Source organism: Enterobacter sp. Ap-867, assembly GCF_011752855.1.
Classification (GTDB): domain Bacteria; phylum Pseudomonadota; class Gammaproteobacteria; order Enterobacterales; family Enterobacteriaceae; genus Cedecea.
The window spans coordinates 657,972-676,866 of record NZ_VWWS01000001.1 but is presented as its reverse complement, the minus strand read 5'-3'; the positions used below and the strand labels follow the sequence as shown (position 1 = coordinate 676,866).

19 protein-coding genes and 1 tRNA gene are annotated in these 18,895 nt (G+C 54.4%); 8 read left to right on the top strand and 12 right to left on the bottom strand.

The genetic code is table 11. The features are described from left to right. The first annotated feature begins 29 nt into the window (after nucleotides 1-29). A tRNA-Asn gene (locus F3J26_RS03110) sits at nucleotides 30-105 on the top strand. A gap of 66 nt (nucleotides 106-171) precedes the next feature. Here the strand turns inward: F3J26_RS03110 and F3J26_RS03105 are convergent. The 5 genes from F3J26_RS03105 to F3J26_RS03085 all read right to left on the bottom strand — a co-directional run bounded on the left by F3J26_RS03105 (nucleotide 172) and on the right by F3J26_RS03085 (nucleotide 3,781). Further along, complete coding sequence (locus F3J26_RS03105) at nucleotides 172-528, bottom strand: putative T6SS immunity periplasmic lipoprotein (protein ID WP_008454976.1); 357 nt, start codon at nucleotides 526-528, stop codon at nucleotides 172-174. A gap of 124 nt (nucleotides 529-652) precedes the next feature. Continuing rightward, nucleotides 653-1,009 carry a putative T6SS immunity periplasmic lipoprotein gene (locus F3J26_RS03100; RefSeq protein ID WP_008454978.1) on the bottom strand — a complete coding sequence of 119 codons (357 nt, stop codon included), beginning with the start codon at nucleotides 1,007-1,009 and terminating at the stop codon, nucleotides 653-655. Beyond that, on the bottom strand, nucleotides 1,009-1,542 hold the full coding sequence (locus tag F3J26_RS03095; RefSeq protein WP_166991351.1) for a type IV secretion protein Rhs: 534 nt from the start codon (nucleotides 1,540-1,542) through the stop codon (nucleotides 1,009-1,011). The genes F3J26_RS03100 and F3J26_RS03095 overlap by 1 nt, the downstream gene beginning before the upstream one ends. 358 nt (nucleotides 1,543-1,900) lie before the next feature. Next, nucleotides 1,901-3,028 (bottom strand): DNA alkylation repair protein, encoded by a 1,128-nt coding sequence (locus tag F3J26_RS03090; RefSeq protein WP_166991348.1) that lies wholly within the window; start codon nucleotides 3,026-3,028, stop codon nucleotides 1,901-1,903. 84 nt (nucleotides 3,029-3,112) lie between these two features. Further along, a complete protein-coding gene (locus F3J26_RS03085; protein WP_166991345.1) occupies nucleotides 3,113-3,781 on the bottom strand; it encodes a Crp/Fnr family transcriptional regulator in 669 nt (222 codons plus the stop codon). Between the two features lie 281 nt (nucleotides 3,782-4,062). Here F3J26_RS03085 and deoD point away from each other — a divergent pair, with 281 nt between their 5' ends. Both deoD and F3J26_RS03075 read left to right on the top strand, forming a co-directional pair. Then, on the top strand, nucleotides 4,063-4,776 hold the full coding sequence (gene deoD, locus F3J26_RS03080; RefSeq protein ID WP_237717566.1) for a purine-nucleoside phosphorylase: 714 nt from the start codon (nucleotides 4,063-4,065) through the stop codon (nucleotides 4,774-4,776). Nucleotides 4,777-4,798: 22 nt separating this feature from the next. Further along, nucleotides 4,799-6,325 (top strand): cytosine permease, encoded by a 1,527-nt coding sequence (locus tag F3J26_RS03075; protein WP_166991343.1) that lies wholly within the window; start codon nucleotides 4,799-4,801, stop codon nucleotides 6,323-6,325. 17 nt (nucleotides 6,326-6,342) lie between these two features. Here the strand turns inward: F3J26_RS03075 and F3J26_RS03070 are convergent, their stop codons facing one another. After that, complete coding sequence (locus F3J26_RS03070) at nucleotides 6,343-7,242, bottom strand: LysR substrate-binding domain-containing protein (protein ID WP_166991340.1); 900 nt, start codon at nucleotides 7,240-7,242, stop codon at nucleotides 6,343-6,345. Nucleotides 7,243-7,352: 110 nt separating this feature from the next. On the opposite strand from F3J26_RS03070, the gene F3J26_RS03065 reads away from it, so the two are divergent. Together F3J26_RS03065 and F3J26_RS03060 are read left to right on the top strand one after the other, a co-directional pair. Next, nucleotides 7,353-8,729: an MFS transporter gene (locus F3J26_RS03065; protein ID WP_166991337.1), complete on the top strand. Its 1,377-nt coding sequence runs from the start codon at nucleotides 7,353-7,355 to the stop codon at nucleotides 8,727-8,729. A gap of 3 nt (nucleotides 8,730-8,732) precedes the next feature. Next, nucleotides 8,733-9,107 (top strand): DUF4440 domain-containing protein, encoded by a 375-nt coding sequence (locus tag F3J26_RS03060; RefSeq protein ID WP_008454996.1) that lies wholly within the window; start codon nucleotides 8,733-8,735, stop codon nucleotides 9,105-9,107. A gap of 228 nt (nucleotides 9,108-9,335) precedes the next feature. Here F3J26_RS03060 and fusA read toward each other — a convergent pair whose 3' ends face one another. After that, nucleotides 9,336-11,435 (bottom strand): elongation factor G, encoded by a 2,100-nt coding sequence (fusA, locus tag F3J26_RS03050; RefSeq protein WP_166872664.1) that lies wholly within the window; start codon nucleotides 11,433-11,435, stop codon nucleotides 9,336-9,338. A 202-nt stretch (nucleotides 11,436-11,637) separates the two neighbouring features. On the opposite strand from fusA, the gene F3J26_RS03045 reads away from it, so the two are divergent. Then, entirely contained in the window at nucleotides 11,638-11,946 is a 309-nt protein-coding gene (locus F3J26_RS03045; RefSeq protein WP_008455004.1) for an ArsR/SmtB family transcription factor, read from the top strand. A gap of 37 nt (nucleotides 11,947-11,983) precedes the next feature. Here the strand turns inward: F3J26_RS03045 and F3J26_RS03040 are convergent, their stop codons facing one another. From F3J26_RS03040 to dacD, 5 genes are all read right to left on the bottom strand, one after another. Further along, on the bottom strand, nucleotides 11,984-12,319 hold the full coding sequence (locus tag F3J26_RS03040; protein ID WP_008455006.1) for a DUF496 family protein: 336 nt from the start codon (nucleotides 12,317-12,319) through the stop codon (nucleotides 11,984-11,986). 173 nt (nucleotides 12,320-12,492) lie between these two features. Next, complete coding sequence (locus F3J26_RS03035; RefSeq protein WP_008455009.1) at nucleotides 12,493-13,551, bottom strand: FUSC family protein; 1,059 nt, start codon at nucleotides 13,549-13,551, stop codon at nucleotides 12,493-12,495. A gap of 154 nt (nucleotides 13,552-13,705) precedes the next feature. Further along, nucleotides 13,706-14,140 (bottom strand): VOC family protein, encoded by a 435-nt coding sequence (locus F3J26_RS03030; RefSeq protein ID WP_166991333.1) that lies wholly within the window; start codon nucleotides 14,138-14,140, stop codon nucleotides 13,706-13,708. A 12-nt stretch (nucleotides 14,141-14,152) separates the two neighbouring features. Next, nucleotides 14,153-14,617 (bottom strand): DNA gyrase inhibitor SbmC, encoded by a 465-nt coding sequence (sbmC, locus tag F3J26_RS03025; protein ID WP_008455013.1) that lies wholly within the window; start codon nucleotides 14,615-14,617, stop codon nucleotides 14,153-14,155. A 151-nt stretch (nucleotides 14,618-14,768) separates the two neighbouring features. Then, on the bottom strand, nucleotides 14,769-15,935 hold the full coding sequence (gene dacD, locus F3J26_RS03020) for a serine-type D-Ala-D-Ala carboxypeptidase DacD (RefSeq protein WP_166991330.1): 1,167 nt from the start codon (nucleotides 15,933-15,935) through the stop codon (nucleotides 14,769-14,771). Between the two features lie 252 nt (nucleotides 15,936-16,187). Here dacD and F3J26_RS03015 point away from each other — a divergent pair, with 252 nt between their 5' ends. Together F3J26_RS03015 and sbcB are read left to right on the top strand one after the other, a co-directional pair. Further along, entirely contained in the window at nucleotides 16,188-17,339 is a 1,152-nt protein-coding gene (locus F3J26_RS03015; protein WP_008455017.1) for an acyltransferase family protein, read from the top strand. Between the two features lie 76 nt (nucleotides 17,340-17,415). Then, complete coding sequence (gene sbcB, locus F3J26_RS03010; protein WP_166991327.1) at nucleotides 17,416-18,843, top strand: exodeoxyribonuclease I; 1,428 nt, start codon at nucleotides 17,416-17,418, stop codon at nucleotides 18,841-18,843. The last annotated feature ends 52 nt before the right edge of the window (nucleotides 18,844-18,895 follow it).

Sequence of the window (18,895 nt, the reverse complement as noted above, 5' to 3'; positions counted from 1 at the left end):
GCCGCTAATATTCGCCCCGTTCACACGATTCCTCTGTAGTTCAGTCGGTAGAACGGCGGACTGTTAATCCGTATGTCACTGGTTCGAGTCCAGTCAGAGGAGCCATATTTGAGAAGCCCGCTTAAGGAAACTTAAGCGGGCTTTTTGCTGTTGGTGGTTGAGGCAAAGGCGTTACTTCCCACAGCCGAGCTCGATGAATAATCCGTTGTTGTCGATGAAAAAGCCATATCGATAGACTTTGTTATTCAGCGTATAGGACGTTTGGTAGATGTAGCCACGGGTAAGCGGAACCTTTATGCAAGTATCTGGATAAATGAGGTGTTTGTAGTCAGCAACAGCAAGATTTTTAAAGTCGTCACCTTGTAATGAAGAAATTGAATAGCGACTTAGTACATCGGATTTATCAACGGTAAAACAGAGATTGCCGTTAATAATGTCATAGCTTCGCCACTCGCCTACACCTAGATTTTCACCCACACAGCCAGTAAGCAAAGAACAAGCAGAAACAAATGCAACAACATGCTTCATAAAGGAAATCTCCCCAATATTTTCTTGTACCGTGAAAACAGTGAAACCGTCGGCTCCGCCGGGTTAAGGTGGCGAAGATTAGTGATGTCGTTCAGGTGGTTGTGTAAGTATCCCGGCAAAGGTGTTACTTCCCACAGCCGAGCTCGATGATTTGCCTGTCATTATCAATAAAAAAACTGTACTGATAGTTTGCTTTATTCATCGTGTAGGATGCCTGGTAAATATATCCCGGTGTTAGTTCTATGTTTATGCATGTATTCGGATAAGTAAGATTATCGAGATCGGTTACGGCAAGGACTTTATATTCGCCACCCTGAGTCGAAGAAAGCACATAGCGAGTCAACACGTCCGATTTGTCCACGGTGAAACAAATGTGGTTTCCGTCAATATAAAGACTCTTCCAATCTCCAACCCCCAAACCTTCGCCGACGCAGCCAGACAACGCGGTACACAAAAATATTAACTTGAATAAGCGATTCATTAAGGAAATCTCCCCAGTATTTTCTTGTACCGTGACAACAGTGAAACCGTCGGCTCTGCCGGGTTAAAGTGGCGAAGATTGTAGATATTAGAATTGCCTTTAAATCCGTGCGTCTTCAATAGCCAGTAATCGCTTACAATGCAGGCTTGTTGCTCCAGGCCGTAATCAAGCAGTGTCGGTTTATCGAGATCATAGGTGTAGTCAGCGGCCCAGGAGAAAGCTCCGCGAGTGCGCACCCACATCTCTCGCTGATGCTGCCAGACATGCATCATTTCATGCATGAAGAGATGACGTGCATCGATGGGATTACGTTGAGGTGCGGAGAAATCAGGCTCATAAACGCCCTCCTGAAACCATATTTCTCCATTAGGTGTCATAGCGAAGCTGTTTTTTTGCATATTAAATGGCAAATAGCTCCCACGATGAATCCATACCTTGTAATATTCAATAGCGTTACCGTAGAGTGTTCTGGCGAGCTTAATTTCCCCGAGTGTCAGCAATCTCAAGCCGACTTGCTTTATTCCTTTAGACATATAACCCTCCTTTTGGAAGGGTTTATGTTACCATCGGATTAAAATCATACAATTATTTAGTTTATGAATGAATTTCGATAATGTAATCATGCGGGAAATAGTATGTGGCCGATATACCTCTGAGTCTTAGTAGATTTTCATTAATATTTTTCTTCTTTAAAATTCATCCCCGGCCAGAGAAGCCAAACTGTGAAGCCCATTCAAGCGTTTTTTCCTTTACTGCATGAACTTATTTATTCCAGATCTTTTAAATCCATTTATTAAATAGCTTTAAGGCAAAATCTGTTCTTTTGGTATAACCAATGCTTAGGCGCAATAAAACCCTCGCCACCCGCAAAACGCCGGCGGCGGATCCTTGCTATAAATCCAACACCCACTCCTCTCCCCCAAGCACCTTGCCGTTGACCTGGATCTCAATCCGCTGCACGCCGGAGTAATACTGGCGGGTGGTGATTTTCTTCACCGCGTGTTTTTTCTCTATCGTTACCGAGCCGTTGGCCGGGAGTTCGAACGCGCGAAGCTTGAAAACCTTCGTGGCGGTGCTGCCGTTGGCTTTCATAAAGTGGAGCACGTAGTCCACCACGATATTTTGCGGGGTGCTGCTGGTTGAGCGGAGGCTGACTTTAAATGCCAGGTATTCGCCCAACGCAATCGCTTTTTGTTTGAGGGAGAATGCATCCAGCGCGACGTCCGCGCCGTGCTGCACGCCAATAAGCGCCAGCGCATCCGGGTGACCATTCTTAATTAAGGTGCGCAGCGAGTGGCGGGTTATCCAGGCGACTTTCTTTACGTCGTCACCGCCGGACTGTTTCGCCTGCTGCTGCCAGTTTTGCAAAAGCTGAATCACGTAGTCCGGGTGGTCTTTGGTGATGTCGTTCAGATGGTTGGCGACGCTTTTTCTGACGTAAAGCTCCGGGTCGAACTTCAGGGCGTCCAGAATGGCTCCGGTTCCCGCCGGGTCTTCGATAAACAGATGCAGTTTTTCGCCCCACGGCACGCGCGGGCGTGTGCCTTCTGAGGCCCAGCGGCGGATGTCCACGCTTTCGTCCTGCGCACATTTAAGCAGAAACCGCATGGTCGCGTTGGGATCCTGCTTGATAAAAGGCCTCACCGCCCATTCGGCGGTAAAGCAGGCTGTCACCACTTTCAGGGCTTCGAGGGAAAGTGCCGGGTGGTTCAGGCCATAGACCTGAATAAACTCCGCAAAAGGCCAGACGGCAAAGCCGCGCAGCTTGTTCTCTTTTAGTACCGAAACCACCACAGCCAATGCTGCCGGGTAGTCCTGCGGCAGTTCCGCCGCCAGCGCGTCGCGTATCACCTGGACTCTGGCCTTCATTTCCAGCTTATCGAGGTTTTCCGCTTGGTTTAAAAACGCTTCGGCGTTAAAGGCGGGATGATGCCGCGCGATTAAGCTCGCGATGTCCTGCAAAAGCCCATGATTAAAAGCATGTTTAAACGCGTTCTGATTTTCTACGGGCTCACTCACTGCACTACTCCATGGCGGATAACGTATTGCCGGAGTCTATCACTGTTTTTTCTTTGCTTTTTAGCCGTTTGCTACAAAAAACTGCTAACTAATTCGCCCAGGGTTCGTCAGCACCTGACGGAATTTTTCTATGTCGCAAATCACGTATTCATGGGCCACTTTCTGAATGTACTGCTCTTCTATCAGCTGGTTGATCACCCGGCGGTAGGTTCTCTCGGAGCAGCCAAACCGTTCAGCCTCGCGGGATACCTGTGAGAAGTCCACCAGCGGCTTGCTCTGCTGATGGCGTTCATACAGGTCGGCCACGATGTTAAACACCAGCGGCTGCAGGAAACGCTCCATGGTTCTCGCCATCCCGCGCTGGTAGCTGGTGGAAAGCAGCTGGCTGAGCCAGACGCCGACTTCCGCGTGGCTGGTCAGAATGGTGTCCATCATCGCCAGCGGGATGACTTTGACCGTCATGGTATCGTGAGCGACGACCGAGAACTGGCTCGGCGTGTGGGTCAGATATTCTATTTCGCCGATGATAGTGTCGCTGACAAAGCGCTGCCCGAGACTGAACGCTTTCCCGTTTTCGGCGTTGTAATGCATGGTGTACTCGCCAAGCGTGATCCAGTAGAGCGCTTTGATCTCTTCGCCCTGGCGCAGAATAAATTCATCGGGGCCGATCTCTTTGCTTTTCAGCGGCGCGGCGTACACGGCATCGCGTAGGATCTGGTGCCCGCGCTGAGCGAATTTCTGAATAATATTCATGGTGTTGTCGCTCTCCGGCAGGCTGCCTCGCAGCTAAATAACGTCAAGTATTGCCTGTTTCGCCAGAATCTGCGGCGAAAAAGGCGGCTGAGATTAACTATCGCCCCTCGGTATTGTCAATACTCCGCGTTTTACTCCCCCCTCGCCAGCCCTGGCGTGTCACTTTTCTTGCAAAGGCAAAAATCAAATTTGTGATCGCCGTCGGCCTGGTCGGACATTTGCCTTTTTCTGCAAGCTACGGGGTTTCTATCGTAATGGCATGAAACCAGCCAGGAGATCGTCTGATGACGCCACATATTAACGCCAACCCCGGCGACTTTGCCGAAACCGTGATCATGCCCGGCGACCCGCTGCGCGCGCAGTACATTGCGCAGACGTATTTAACCGATGCAAAGCGCGTGTGCGATACCCGCAATATGTTTGGCTTTACCGGCTACTACAAAGGCAAGCGACTTTCCGTGATGGCTCACGGGATGGGCATTCCGTCCGTTTCCATATACGCCCATGAATTGATCAACGCCTTTGGTGTGAAACAGCTTATTCGTATCGGCACCTGCGGCGCGGTGGATGAAAGCGTGGATATGCGCCATGTGATTGTCGCCACCGGCGCGGGAACGTCTTCTTCGGTAAACCGCGACCGGTTTGGCGGCTACGACTACGCGGCCGTGCCGGACTTTGACCTGCTGCGCCGCTGCTGGACGGCGGCCGAGCAACACAATATTCCGACCCGATTCGGCAACACTTTTACCAACGACCTGCTGTACGACAAACCCGAAGGCATGCTCCCCGCCCTCAAAAAGATGAACATCCTTGCGGTGGAAATGGAAACCTCGGCGCTGTTCACCATCGCCGCGCAGTACCGCGCCAAAGCCCTGAGCCTGCTGACCGCCTGCGTAAGCAGCGTCACGGGGGCAGAGCCGACGGCAGAAGAACTACAAAACACGTTAGACAACATGATTGAGCTCGCTTTAGAAACCGCACTTCTCTGCGATTGATTTCTCCCATAAGGGTTCTTCGATGACAAACTCTACACATCAGCCGGCCTCGGGCGGCATAAAAGTTGAAGCAAACGGCGTGAATGCCGTCCCGGAAGCTGAGCGCTACGGCAAACCCGCCGGGCTGTTTCCGATCTGGTTCTCCTGGAACGTCTCTATTCTGGGGATGACCTACGGCATTTACGTTTACTCACTTGGCCTGAGCGTCTGGCAGTCAATCACCGCCGGGATTATCGGCTACCTGCTTTCCTGCTGCCTGGTCGGCGTGCTGGCGGTGGGCGGGCCAAGAACCGGTCTGCCTACGCTGACCCAGACCCGCTTCTGCTTCGGCTATCACGGCAATAAATTCCCGACGCTGTTCGCCTATATCTCCAACATGGGCTGGAAAATCACCATTATTACCCTTGCCTCGTCCACCGGCGCGGCGCTGTTCGCCAGGCTCTGGCCTGCGGCCTTTGCGCTGGCGGATGGCAAACCTACGCTGGTGTGTATTCTCGGCTGGTTCATCGTCAGCCTGGCGCTGACCATGTCGGTCGCCATTTATGGTCACCAGCTGATCATGAAGGTGGAGAAATACATCGCCTGGCTGACCGGGTTTATGAGCATCATCTTTATCTTCCTGATGCTGCCGCATATTCACTGGGAAAAGCTGGGCCAGAGCGCGGCGCACGGCGACCTGTTGACCTACATCGGCGGCGTGGTGATGGCGATGACGATGGTGGGCCTTGGCTTCCTGAACTACGGCGGCGACTTCGCGCGCTATTTGCCGAAGAAAACTCAGGCCTCGAAGGTTATTTTCTGGACGACGACGGGTATTTCTCTGCCGGTGAGCATCCTGCTGGTGCTGGGCGCATTCCTTGCCGACAGCAACCCGGACCTGAGCGCAGCGGCGGCGCAGTCGCCTATTGCCTCGCTGACTAACCTGCTGCCGTTCTGGTTCTACGTGCCGTTCTCCATCGTGATTATTGTTTCGCTGCTGGCGGCGGCAATTACCGGCGTATACAGTTCAGGTCTTGCCCTGCTGGCGCTTGGTATTCCTGCCAGCCGCGCCACGACGACAACTCTGAACGCGGCTATCATCGGCTTCGGCGCGTTCTACCTGATGTTTATTTCCGATTCGTTCCTGGCGACCTTCCAGTCGTTCCTGGCCTCTATTTCGGTGGTGATCGGCTCTGCCGGGGCGATTCAGCTGATCGACTTCCTGCGCCAGAAGCGCCTGGGCTGGGATGTGGCGATGGCGAATAAAGCGGGTTTTGGTGGCCGCGATGGCCGCTGGACGGCAATGCTTTCACTGGGTATCGCGACCTTTGTGGGGCTGGGCACAATTACTTCCGGTGACCCGTACATCGCGCACGTGGTGGGCTTCCTGCTGACGGAAGAAACCCGCCACAGCGTCTTTGCGACGGCGAATCTGGGCGTTATTGTCTCGATGCTGACCGGGGGCGTATTGTATTCGCTGCTGACCTTCGGCCTGAAGATTGAGCTGCCGGGCATTTCGTCTGCACAAGCGGCTTCAACCGTGCAGGGTAAAACCCAAAAAGCGCTGTAAGCCTAAAAGCAGGCCCGCTAAGCGGGTCTGTTATTTTCCCACTCCTGCAAAAAATCTATCAGCGCACGTACCTTCGCCGGGACATGCCGCGTATTGGGGTAAACCGCATAAATCCCCTGCGACGGGAAACGGTATTCCGGCAGCACATGCTGAAGTTCATCGCGCCCTATCGCACTACGCACCAGCCATTCGGGCAATAAACCTACGCCGCAACCCTGAACCACAAAAGCCATGAGCGCCGCCGCCGTGTCGGTCATAAAGCGGGCCGGCCCGGTGATCGTTAACTCCCTCGTTTCCTGGTCAGGCCCAATGACCTGCCATTCTCTGGGGGTTGGCAGCCGACGATGAATGACCCATTCCGCTTCGGCCAGCGCCTCCAGGCTGCCAATCGGGTTACGCTCAAGCCACTGCGGCGCGGCAACCGCCACAATCTCGAACCGCTCTATCAGCGCCGCGCGGTAGGACGAATCCGCCAGCTTGCCCAGGCGAATAGCCACGTCAAACTGCCCGGAGATGAGATTAGCCGGGGCAGATGAAGATTCGTGCCGGATGGTCAGCCCCGGATGCAGCCTGCCAAAGGCACTTAGCGCCGGGATAACCTTTGCCTGGCCGTATTCCGGCGTGGTCGAAATACTCAGTTCGCCAGAAAATCCGCCGTGATGCCCCTGCACATCTTCCACCAGCGCTTCGCTCTCCCTTAACAGCTGCAGAGCGCGCTGGTAAAACACTTCCCCCGCCTGGGTTAACGCCACGCGCCGCGTGGAGCGTACAAGCAGCGAAACGCCAAGTTCCGCCTCAAGCTGACGAACGTTAAAGCTGATCGCCGCTTTCGTTTGCTGAATGGACTGCGCTGCCGCGGTAAATCCCCCGGCCTCCACCACCGCAACAAACTGCGCCACCCGCTGCAAGTTGAGCATGCCAATTCGCCTGATTATCAAATTATTTTTGACAGTGTATCAGCCGAAACGGGATTTATCCGTCTCGCGGAACCTGCTGAAATCGCCTTTTCTTTTTCACGAGAGCCGCCATGCCTTATCGCTACAGGGTTGCCGCCGTTTATCTGCTCGGTTTTTTTCTCGACTTAATCACTATGTTTATCTCCAACGTCGCCTGGCCTGAAATGGGGAGGGAGTTTCACGCGCCGGTCACCGAGCTGGCGTGGATAAGCCACGGCTATCTTTGCGGCCTGACGCTGGTTATCCCCTGCAGCGCGTGGCTGACGCAGCGGCTGGGTGCAAAGCGCCTGTTTATACTTTCTCTCGCGCTTTTTACGTTGGGTACGCTGGCCTCCGGCCTTGCTTCTGGCCTGAATGCATTGGTCGCCGCACGTATTTTGCAGGGCGTGGGCGGCGGGCTGCTCATCCCTGTTGGCCAGGCCCTGACCTGGCAGCTTTTTGCGGTGCACGAGCGGGCAAAGCTTTCCTCGGCCATTATGCTGGTCGCGCTGCTGGCTCCGGCGCTTTCGCCAACCGCAGGTGGATTGCTGGTGGAATTTTTTGGCTGGCGCTGGATATTTCTCTCCAGCCTGCCGCTGGCGCTGCTGACACTAGTTCTGGCGGGATTTTGGCTAAAACCTGCAGAGCAACAAACTGCCCGCAGGCCGCTGGACGTTAAAGGGCTAATGCTGGGATCGGCGGGGCTATTCGCTATTTTGCTGGGCGTCACGCAGGCCGGAAACCCGGCGGCTCATGGCGCGGCATTAGTGTGGCTCATCGCTGGTATGCTTATTCTTTGGCTTTTTATTCGCCGGAATGGCAAACATCCGACCCCGCTGTTCAGCCTGCCGCTGCTGGCAGATCCTCTGCTGCGTTACGCCATGCTGGTTTACCAGTGCATTCCGGGGATTTTTATGGGCACCAGCCTGGTCAGCATTGTCTATCTGCAAACGCAGTTGGGCCTGTCTGCCACCCAGACCGGAATGTTGATGCTGCCGTGGGCGATGGCCTCTTTTGTCGCGATTTCATTTACCGGCAAGATGTTTAATCGCCTCGGCCCTCGCCCGCTGATCGCCGCCGGGGGCATATTTCAGGCCGCAGGGATTTTGCTGCTCACACAAATCAACTCCGGCGAGCAAGCCTCGTGGCTGGTAGCCGCTTACGCGTTGATGGGCCTGGGGGGAAGTCTTTCCAGCAGCACAGCGCAGAGCACCGCTTTTATCGCCATCCCTTCGGAGGCTATGCCGGAAGCGAGCGCACTGTGGAATATTAATCGCCAGTTAAGCTTTTGCTTTGGCGTGGCGCTACTGAGCCTGCTGTTGACTGTTTTACAGGCGCTGATGCCCGCCCCTCGCGCTTATTTTTTCACTTTTAGCCTTGCCGCCGCCGGGACGCTTGCCCCGCTGGTTTACGCCTGGCGGCTCAACAATCAGCAGATTAAAAATCAACTGACCCAAAAGGAACTCTGAGCAATGAATATCTGGTTTGAAGAAGTGATTGAAGCCCATGTTGCCATTGAGCAATGGCTTGGTGCGGGCAAGGGGGAGCTGGAAGCGCTGCTGGCATGCTTTACTCACGACTATTCAATGGTCGCGCTGAGCGGCGCAAGGCTGGATTATCCGGCACTTTGCAGCTTTTTCCGTACCAGCGGCGGCAGCCGCGAAGGGCTGGCGATTGAGGTCGATAGCCTCCAGTTACTGGACGAATGGCCGCAGGGTGCCGCCGTGCTTTACCGCGAAACGCAAACGCTTAACGGCTCCAGCACCGTGCGCTGGTCTACGGTTATTTTCCGCCGCGAGGGCGAGAAAGTGTTATGGCGACATTTACAGGAAACGGCGCAGGCTTAAGCCGGAGCGGGCGGTGAAAACCGCCCCATCAGTCCTAAAGCGCGATGTTGAAATGCGTCCCGTCCGGCAGCTCGATATCCAGCTTAACCTTACCCCCCCTCCGCCTCAACGTAACGATTCGGAAATGCATAATAACGTTCAGCGAGTTGCAGCCTCACTGGAAACGGACTCGTAAACTTGCTCAGGTGAAAGGTGGATGAGAAAGCCCCATCCACCCTGGCTGACTAATTATGATTTACGGCTGGCAATAATGTCGTCGGCCACGTTACGCGGCGCTTCGGCATAATGATGGAACTCCATGCTGTAGGTCGCCCTGCCCTGAGACATTGAGCGCAGCGTGGTGGAATAACCAAACATTTCTGCCAGCGGGACATCGGCCCGAATAATCTGGCTGCCAAAGCGTTCTTCCATGCCCTGCACCATGCCGCGGCGGGAAGAGAGGTCGCCCATAATGTTACCGGCGTAGTCTTCCGGCGTTTCCACTTCGACGTGCATAATAGGCTCCAGAATAACCGGATCCGCTTTGCGCACGGCGTCCTTGAAACCGAAGATCGCCGCCATCCTGAACGCCATTTCCGAAGAGTCGACGTCATGGTAAGAGCCGAAGGTCAGCGTGGCTTTGACGTCCACCACAGGGTAACCGGCGAGCACACCTGTATTCATCGCCTCACGCAGACCTTTTTCCACAGAAGGAATGAACTCGCGTGGTACTACGCCCCCTTTGGTGGCATCTTCAAACACAAATCCTTTGCCCGGCTCAAGCGGTTCGAGCGTCAGCACTACATGTCCATACTGGCCTTTACCGCCTGACTGCCGCACAAATTTCCCTTCCACGTCTTTCGCCGTTTTACGGATCGTTTCGCGGTAGGTGACCTGTGGCCGGCCAATGTTCGCTTCCACGCCAAACTCACGTTTCATGCGGTCGACGATGATTTCCAGGTGAAGCTCGCCCATGCCGGAGATGATCGTCTGGCCGGATTCTTCGTCCGTATGCAGGCGGAAAGAGGGATCTTCCGCCGCTAAACGCTGCAGCGCGATACCCATTTTCTCCTGGTCGGCCTTGGTCTTCGGCTCGATAGCGAGGGAAATCACCGGCTCAGGGAACTCCATTCGCTCAAGCGTGATCGCCGCATTCGGGTCGGTTAACGTATCGCCAGTGGTGACGTCTTTCAGCCCTACGCAGGCGGCGATATCCCCGGCACGCAGCTCATCCACCTCGTGGCGGTCGTTCGCATGCATCTGCACAATACGTCCGATACGCTCCTTTTTGCCTTTCACCGGGTTGTAAACCGAATCGCCTTTTTTCAGCACGCCGGAATAAACACGGATAAAGGTCAGTTGCCCAACATACGGGTCGGTCATCAGCTTGAAAGCGAGCGCCGAGAAGGGTTCATCATCACTGGGATGGCGTTCCGCGTGCTCCCCCTTTTCATCCACGCCGTCAATGGCAGGAATGTCGAGCGGAGACGGCATCAGCTCTACCACCGCATCCAGCATGCGCTGCACACCTTTGTTTTTAAACGCGCTGCCGCACAGCATCGGCTGAATTTCCCCGGAAATGGTGCGCTTGCGCAGGCCGGTAATAATTTCCGCTTCGCTCAGATCGCCGGTTTCCAGGTATTTATCCATTAGCTCATCGTCAGCTTCCGCCGCCGCAGAGACCATTTTTTCGCGCCACAGTTGTGCAGTCTGCAGCAAATCCTGCGGCACAGGCCCATAGCTGAACGTCATGCCCTGGGTCGCATCGTCCCAAATAATGGCGCGCATTTTGATGAGATCCACCACGCCAGTGAAGCTGTCTTCTGCCCCGACCGGGATGACGATGGGAACAGGATTGGCTTTCAGGCGGTCAATCATCATCTGCACCACACGGAAGAAATCAGCGCCCGGGCGGTCCATTTTGTTAACGAAGGCCAGCCGCGGCACGCGGTATTTATTTGCCTGCCGCCAAACGGTTTCTGACTGCGGCTGCACGCCGCCCACTGAGTCGTAAACCATTACCGCGCCGTCCAGCACACGCATGGATCGCTCCACCTCAATGGTGAAGTCCACGTGTCCCGGCGTGTCTATGATGTTGATACGGTGCGGTTCAAAACCGCGATCCATACCCGGCCAGAAGCAGCTCACCGCGGCGGACGTAATGGTAATACCGCGCTCTTGCTCCTGAGCCATCCAGTCTGTCGTTGCTGCGCCATCGTGAACTTCACCCAGTTTGTGACTCATGCCGGTGTAAAACAAAATACGTTCGGTCGTGGTTGTTTTACCGGCATCAATATGGGCTGAAATACCAATGTTGCGATAGCGTTCGAGAGGGATGGGTCGGGGCATGATGTGTCCTTAGTCTTGTTGACTGTTAAGCGACGGCCACTATGGCCGCCAGAGTTGTTCGCCATCAGCATAGTACAATTGTACGAGTATATTCGAACAATTTGAGCTATCGTTAATATCAATACATTCGAAGGGCATCAAGTTTGCTATCAAGTTTGCTATAGTAGCCGGCCGCCGTGCCGCCACCGCCTACAGGAAGAGTATGATCGCCAACCATCCGGAACGAGAACAAATCCGCCTTGAAAATGTGCTTTTTGCGCTGGGCAACCCTTTGCGGATGGGGATCGTCAGATCGCTTGCCGGGGGGGAAGAGCTTACCTGTGGCGCTTTAATTCAGGATGTGGCGAAGTCGACCATGACCCACCACTGGCGAGTTCTGCGCGATAGCGGCGTAATCTGGCAGCGCCCTCAGGGACGTGAAAATTTGATTTCGTTGAGGCGTGAAGATCTGGATGCTCGGTTCCCCGGACTGCTGGAAACCCTACTCCGGGTGATGGTGAACGAGGCATAAAAAAACCGCCCTGAAGGCGGTTTTTTCATCGCTGAAGTTATTCAGACTTGGTGTCAGCCACTTTCTGCTCGCCCATCACTTTCAGCTTCTTAGAGATCTCGCGACGCTCTTTAGACAGCTCGGCGTTTTTGATGATGTAGTCATCCACGCGGTCTTCGTAGTCGGTTTTCATGCTGGCAATGATGCCCTGCACCGCTTCGATGCTCATGCCTGGCTTGATGTAGTCGCTCAGGTTATCAAGCAGCAGCACGCGCTTTTGGTTGTCACGGATCTTTTTCTCTACGTCCTGAATTTCACGCTGCAGTTTGTTTTTACGACGGAACAGACGAACAAACTCCAGAACGTCCTGGAAGGTAGGTTTGATATTTTCCATTTTTACACCCCTGCTAAATTGGTACTCGGATTCGTTAAGACAACCGCCATAACCTTAGTAGTAGCGGTTGACGATTACAATTTTTTGTCAGTCTCACTAACGGGCTTGCCCTATCTTAACCTCAATTTCTGCTGAATCGAAACAAGCATTGTCATTTCTGTGCTTTACGCGCGCTATTTGCGCAGTGCGCGGCAAATGAGGTGCGACAGCAGCTCAAGCTGACGGGCCAGTTCAAGGCTAAGCCAGACGTAGCCGTGAATAGGCGTTTCCTGCAGCTGACTGCCCTTGCCCTCCTCCATCAACTGGCGAAGTTCAAAAACGATCTCATTCAGTTTCTCGGTGTTGGCTGAGATGGGCGAAGGGTTCCCTTCATACAGCGCCGTTGCAATGGCCGACAGTGTGCGCTGCGTCATTTGCTGCGTGTCGCGCAGCGTATGAGCGTTGATCATCACAAAATGGCTTTCCCGCGTCGCCCAATAGGCGTTGATTTGCAGCTCAAGGGTGCAGACCATGTTGCGATTAATGGTCTGAATCGCCTCAAAGACTGACTTCTGAATACGGGTTTCCTTACCCGCGGGGCCAATCAGGGCGCGCATCTTGACCACGTCATTCAGGATTTTCTGCAACGGTTTTTCCAGCCGTGGGCGCTCCACAAGGTTTGGCGAGAACCCCGCAGTGTAGATTTTGCTAAACGCCTGCACGAAGGTCGCCATCTGGATACGCCAGTGAATAAACGCCCGCTGTGGGTAAACGCTGGTAAACAGCATGGCCAGAAGCGAGCCGAAGATAACGTCGCCGCTGCGCCACAGAGCAACTTCCATATCCCCCGGCGGCGCCCCAACAACCACGGAGAGCGTGATGCCGATAAGCAACGCCTGGTAGGGACGTTTACCCAGCGCCAGATAGCCGCACAGGAACATCGCCAGCCCGCACCAGATGATCATCAGCGGTAAGGAAATAAGCTCCAGCTTAAGGGCTATCAGTCCGATGGCCGCGCCAAAAATGGTGCCACCGATACGCTGGAAGGCGCGCGGAACCACGTTCCCCCAAAAGGAAATGGGGCCCATTACCACCACCAGTGTGATAAGCGGCCAGGTGCCTTCGGGGATGTTCAGCAGGCGAACCAGAACAAATGTCAGCACAAAAGCAAGAGCGATACGTATGCCGTGGGCAACGCGATAGTTGCGGTAAATACGGATCTCAAACGGGGTCAGTGATTTGTCGGGGCGCACACCCGGCTCTCCGAAAATAAAAAAGAAATTGTACCCGTTTTTCTCACAAAGAAATCATGTTGCCAGGTGCGGCGGGGCTTTTACGCGGAATATTTCACATTTCTTTGCTGAATATCAGAAATGTGCGGCAGGCTGCCGCCCGGATTCAAGCCAGCTAGCGCAGCCAGGGCGTAACGGTCACGCCAACCAGCAGCCCTTCAGGACTGAGCATACGTGACACCGTTTGCCCCCAGGGCTCGATACGGTTATCCACCAGCATCTGATACCCGGCCTGCTTTAGCACCGCTGTCGCCTGCCCGACATCTTCTACTTCAAATTCGACCCAGCTTTGGGGCGCGACAATGTGCTCGGGCCAACCGTCCACGCCGAAGCAGGACTGTGCCGCCTGAGCGAGCGGCCAGAGCGCAAAATGTTTCACGCCATCCAGCTCACCGTATTCCGTTGCCAGATAGTCCTCGTTGCCTTCCATCGCTTTTAGCGGCAGACCGAGCACCTGCTGATAAAACCCGGCACTTGCCGCCACGTCGCGCGTAACGGGGCCATACCCGGCGATGAATAACACATTTAATCCTGCGATAGCTTCCGTCATGGCGAGCTCCTGTCAGACTTTAGCGACCGGAATATACATATCAATTTCCCATACGCCGGACGCCGAGCCGTCGTTGAGATAGATTTCGTAACAGGGTTTGCCAGTTAACTGATAGTCACCATCAGCCTCTACCTGGTCAAAGAAGGTTTCCCAGGCTTCCTGGAATGCTTCGTTTTTTACGATGGCATGCCCGATGGCGTAAGTATCTGCCTCAATAGCCGTGATGATAACGCCTTCGCTGTTTTCCGGTAGTTTGAACTCTTCAGGTACGCCCAGCACCGTGTCCACGCGGAGCTTTTCTGGCGGAACAACATCGGGGTCATCATAGTAAATGGCCAGCCAGTCGCCATGGAGGCTGTGGGTTTTCGCCCACATGGCCAGTTGGCCAAACCCTTGCGGAACCGTGGTTTCCCACGGCCCGACCAGATGAAAACCGGCCACTTTACGCGCCGGAACATGCTGAACTTTGAATGTCATACTGCCTCCACGCTGATGAATAAATACACTGTACATTTATACACTATATTTTTTAAAGGTGGGGCACAAGCTGCCAGATTTGGGAGCAACCTCGCAGGAAATGGCGACAAAAAACCGCGCAAATTGCGCGGTTCATCAACAAGACAAAGGGTTAAAGCTTGTGGCTGATAAAGTCGCCGAGACGCGAAAACAGCCCGCCCTTCTCCACCGGCGTGAGGTTCACTAGCGGCCAGTGGGAGATGAGCCTGTCACCATCAAACAGCTGGATCTCGCCCACCTGCGTATTGGCTGCCAGCGGCGCCTCCATATCCTGCTTGCTCAGCACATACTTTGCTTTGATGTTTGGCACTTCCGATTTAGGCAGCGCGAGGAAGACGTCCTGATCCGGGCCCACATTGATATTGGCCTTGTCGCCGTACCAGATGTGCTCGCTGCCGATAGGTTTGCCTTTTTGCAAGACCTGCACGGTGTCGAAATTATCCTGCCCCCAGTGCAGCAGCTTGCGGGCCTGCTCTTCACGCCCTTTTGAGCTAAGGCCGCCCATAATCACCGCAATCAGGCGGCGCTGGCCCAGCACGCTGGAGGCAATAATGTTAAACCCTGCCGTTTCGGTATGCCCCGTTTTCAGGCCATCCACATTCAGGGATTTATCCCACAACAGGCCGTTGCGGTTTTGCTGGGTAATCCCGTTCCAGGTGAGACTGCGCTCGCTGTACATATGGTAGAACTGGGGTTCACCGTGGATAATAGCGCGGGACAGCACGGCAAGATCATAGGCGGAGCTGTGCTGCCCCGGCGCGTCCAGGCCATGCACGGTTTCAAAATGAGTATCGTGCAGGCCAAGCTGGTCGACGTAGTGGTTCATCATGGCGACAAACTGCTTTTGTCCCCCGGCAACATAATCTGCCAGCGCAACGCAGGCATCGTTGCCGGAATCAATAATCAACCCGCGGCTGAGATCGCGCACGGTCACCCGGTCTCCTGGCTTAATGAACATCAGCGATGACCCGTCAAACACCGGGTTACCTTTTGCCCAGGCATCTTTCCCCACTGTGACGACGTCGTCCGGGGTAATACGTTTACTGTCGATTGCGCGGTCAACGACATAGCCGGTCATCAGTTTTGTCAGGCTGGCCGGGTTACGCTGGACGTGTTCATTGCCTGCGGTCAGCACCTGCCCGGTGGTGTAATCCATCAGTACCCATGCGCCGGCTTCTACCTGAGGCGGCTGCGGCTGATGGGGGAAAATATCATCAGCATAGGCAGCATTGACGGAAAGGGACAAAAAGCTCAGGGCAACAAGCAGGCGGGTTTTCAACGGATTTTCCTCAAAGACTTAATTTACAGCGGCTCGTTTTACGGGAGTTCTTGTTAATTTGCTTCTTTAAATTGCAAGAAAATATGACATTTCATATTTAGCAATAATAATGAATGATATTTGTACTAAATATATTCCCCCGGACATCACACTGCGTTTATTCCGATATTCCATGTTTGCGTGACATTCTGATTGTGGCAGCGCTGATTCATTTTTACTCTGACCGAAGAATACACGCATAAAGGTCATCGTATGGTGGAAAGTAAACGCTGGTCTCCAGAGCTGGAGGGGCTGCGAGGGCTGGCCTCGTTTTGGGTTTTGCTCGGCCACATTTGCCTGCTGGTGCAGTGCCGCATTCCTCTTCTTTATGATCCTGGGATGGGGGTCGATTTATTTATTTTGCTGTCAGGGTATTTGATGGCAAAAAATTATCAGGAGCGTCGGGAAAAAGAGCCGTGGAATAGCCCGGATACCTTTCGCAAATTCTGGCTACGCCGCTTCTTTCGCATCGCCCCGCTCTATTATTTGCTGCTGGTCGTGGCGCTGATTTTTGGCAGCTGGTTCGGCGAAATGCGCGATATTATCGCCAGCGCCTGGCCGACAACCGCCACCGCAAGCAGCCGCTATGCCGACCACTCCGCAATGAATATTTTCAGCCATCTGACGTTTATTTTTGGCCTCTTACCGGCCTGGTCCTTCCGCACCGTGTTGCCAGACTGGAGCATTGGGCTGGAGATGCAGTTTTATCTGCTGTTCCCGTTCATTATGCTGCTGGTGATGCGCTACGGGTTTACGGTTAGCGCGACGCTGCTGATGGTGGTTTGCCTGGCGGCCCGCTGGCTCTTCCCGGACTACTTCAACGCCTTTCCTATGCCGTCGATGATCCTGATAAAACTGCCGCTGTTTATCGCCGGAATGCTGATATCCCACGCGGTAATGCAAAAAAACCTGCGCTATTGCGCGCTGGCGCTGCTCGCCCCGGTCATTGCCTGGCAGATGCATATCGCCGAAACCCATCTGCGGCTGGTGGCAGAGTGCATGATGATTACCGGCATGACGCTGCTGCTCTGGCAGCCTGACAAAGAAAATCGTCTGCGCCGAATCACGGCGGCGCCTCGCAAGCTGCTCACCTGTCGGTTTAGCCTGTTTCTGGGGGATGTCTCTTATTCGGTGTACCTGCTACACCTGATGATTGTCCTCCCCACCATCGGCCTGCTCGTCCGCTACACCGGTTTTGCCCATCAGCCTTCGCTGATGCGTTTCCTGATAGTCACGGCCATCGCGCTGCCCACCGTCTGGCTGATTGCCGTTGCGCTTTACCACAAGGTTGAAAAACGCGGCATCGCGCTGGGTAAACAGTTGCTTAGCGGGGCGAAAATGAAGTCCGAAAGGTCCGTATCTTAAACGCGCTTTTCCTTCTGATGCGCCGGCAGATGGTTTACCATTGAGTCTGATGATAACTAGCTCAATGGTAACCTCTGTGTCCGATTCTGCCTCACTTGCTACCTTTCTGTTTCACGATTACGAAACCTTCGGCAAAAGCCCTTCGCTGGACAGACCGGTCCAGTTTGCCGCGATTCGCACCGACAGCGAATTTAACGTTATTGGCGAACCGGAAGTGTTTTACTGCAAGCCTGCGGATGACTACCTGCCCCAGCCTGAAGCCGTGATGATCACCGGCATAACGCCCCAGCAGGCGCTGGCGCACGGCGAGAACGAAGCGGCCTTCGCGAAGCGTATTCACGACATCTTCACGGTGCCAAAGACCTGCGTGGTGGGCTACAACAACGTGCGCTTCGACGATGAAGTGACGCGGAATATTTTTTACCGTAATTTTTACGATCCGTATGCCTGGAGCTGGCAGAACGACAATTCCCGCTGGGATTTGCTCGACGTGATGCGCGCCTGTTACGCCCTGCGTCCCGAAGGCATTGTCTGGCCGGAAAATGAGGACGGGCTGCCGAGCTTCCGCCTTGAGCACCTGACCAAAGCCAACGGCATTGAACACGCTAACGCACACGATGCGATGTCAGACGTTTACGCCACCATCGCGATGGCTCAGCTAGTGAAAACCCGCCAGCCGCGCCTGTTTGAGTATCTCTACAGCCATCGCTCAAAGCAGAAGTTACAGACGCTGATTGATATCCCGCAGATGAAGCCGCTGGTCCATGTATCCGGCATGTTCGGCGCCCAGCGCGGCAATACCAGTTGGATAGCGCCGCTGGCCTGGCACCCGGACAACCGCAATGCGGTGATAATGGTCGACCTGGCCGGGGATATCTCGCCGCTGCTGGCGCTGGATGCCGCCACCCTGCGTGAACGCCTGTACACACCCAAAGCCGAACTGGGTGATAACGCAGCGGTGCCGATCAAGCTGGTGCATCTGAATAAATGTCCGGTGCTGGCCGTCGCCAACACCCTGCGCCCGGAAGATGCTGCACGCCTCGGCATTAACCGCCAGCAATGCCTTGATAACCTGAAAGTACTGCGCGAACACCCGGAAGTGCGTGAGAAGGTGGTGGCGCTGTTTGCCGAAGCCGAGCCGTATGTGCCTTCCGATAACGTCGATGCCCAGCTTTACAACGGCTTCTTTAGTGACGCCGACCGTGCCGCAATGCGCATCGTGCTGCAAACCGACCCGCAGAATCTGCCGGCGCTGGATATCACCTTTGCCGATAAGCGCATTGAGAAGCTGTTGTTCAACTACCGCGCGCGCAACTGGCCGGGCACGTTAAGCGAAGATGAGCAGAACCGCTGGCTGCAGTATCGCCGGGACGTGCTTTCCCAGGAAGCTCTGCAGGCCTATGCTCTTGAGCTGGAAGCGCTGTATAACCAGCATGAAGGGGATAAAGAGAAAATGGCGCTGCTGAAATCGTTATTTGAATATGCCCAGTACCTGGTCGGTTAACCCTTTTGACAGATAAAAAAATGGCTCCCTTTGGGAGCCATTTTTATTGCTT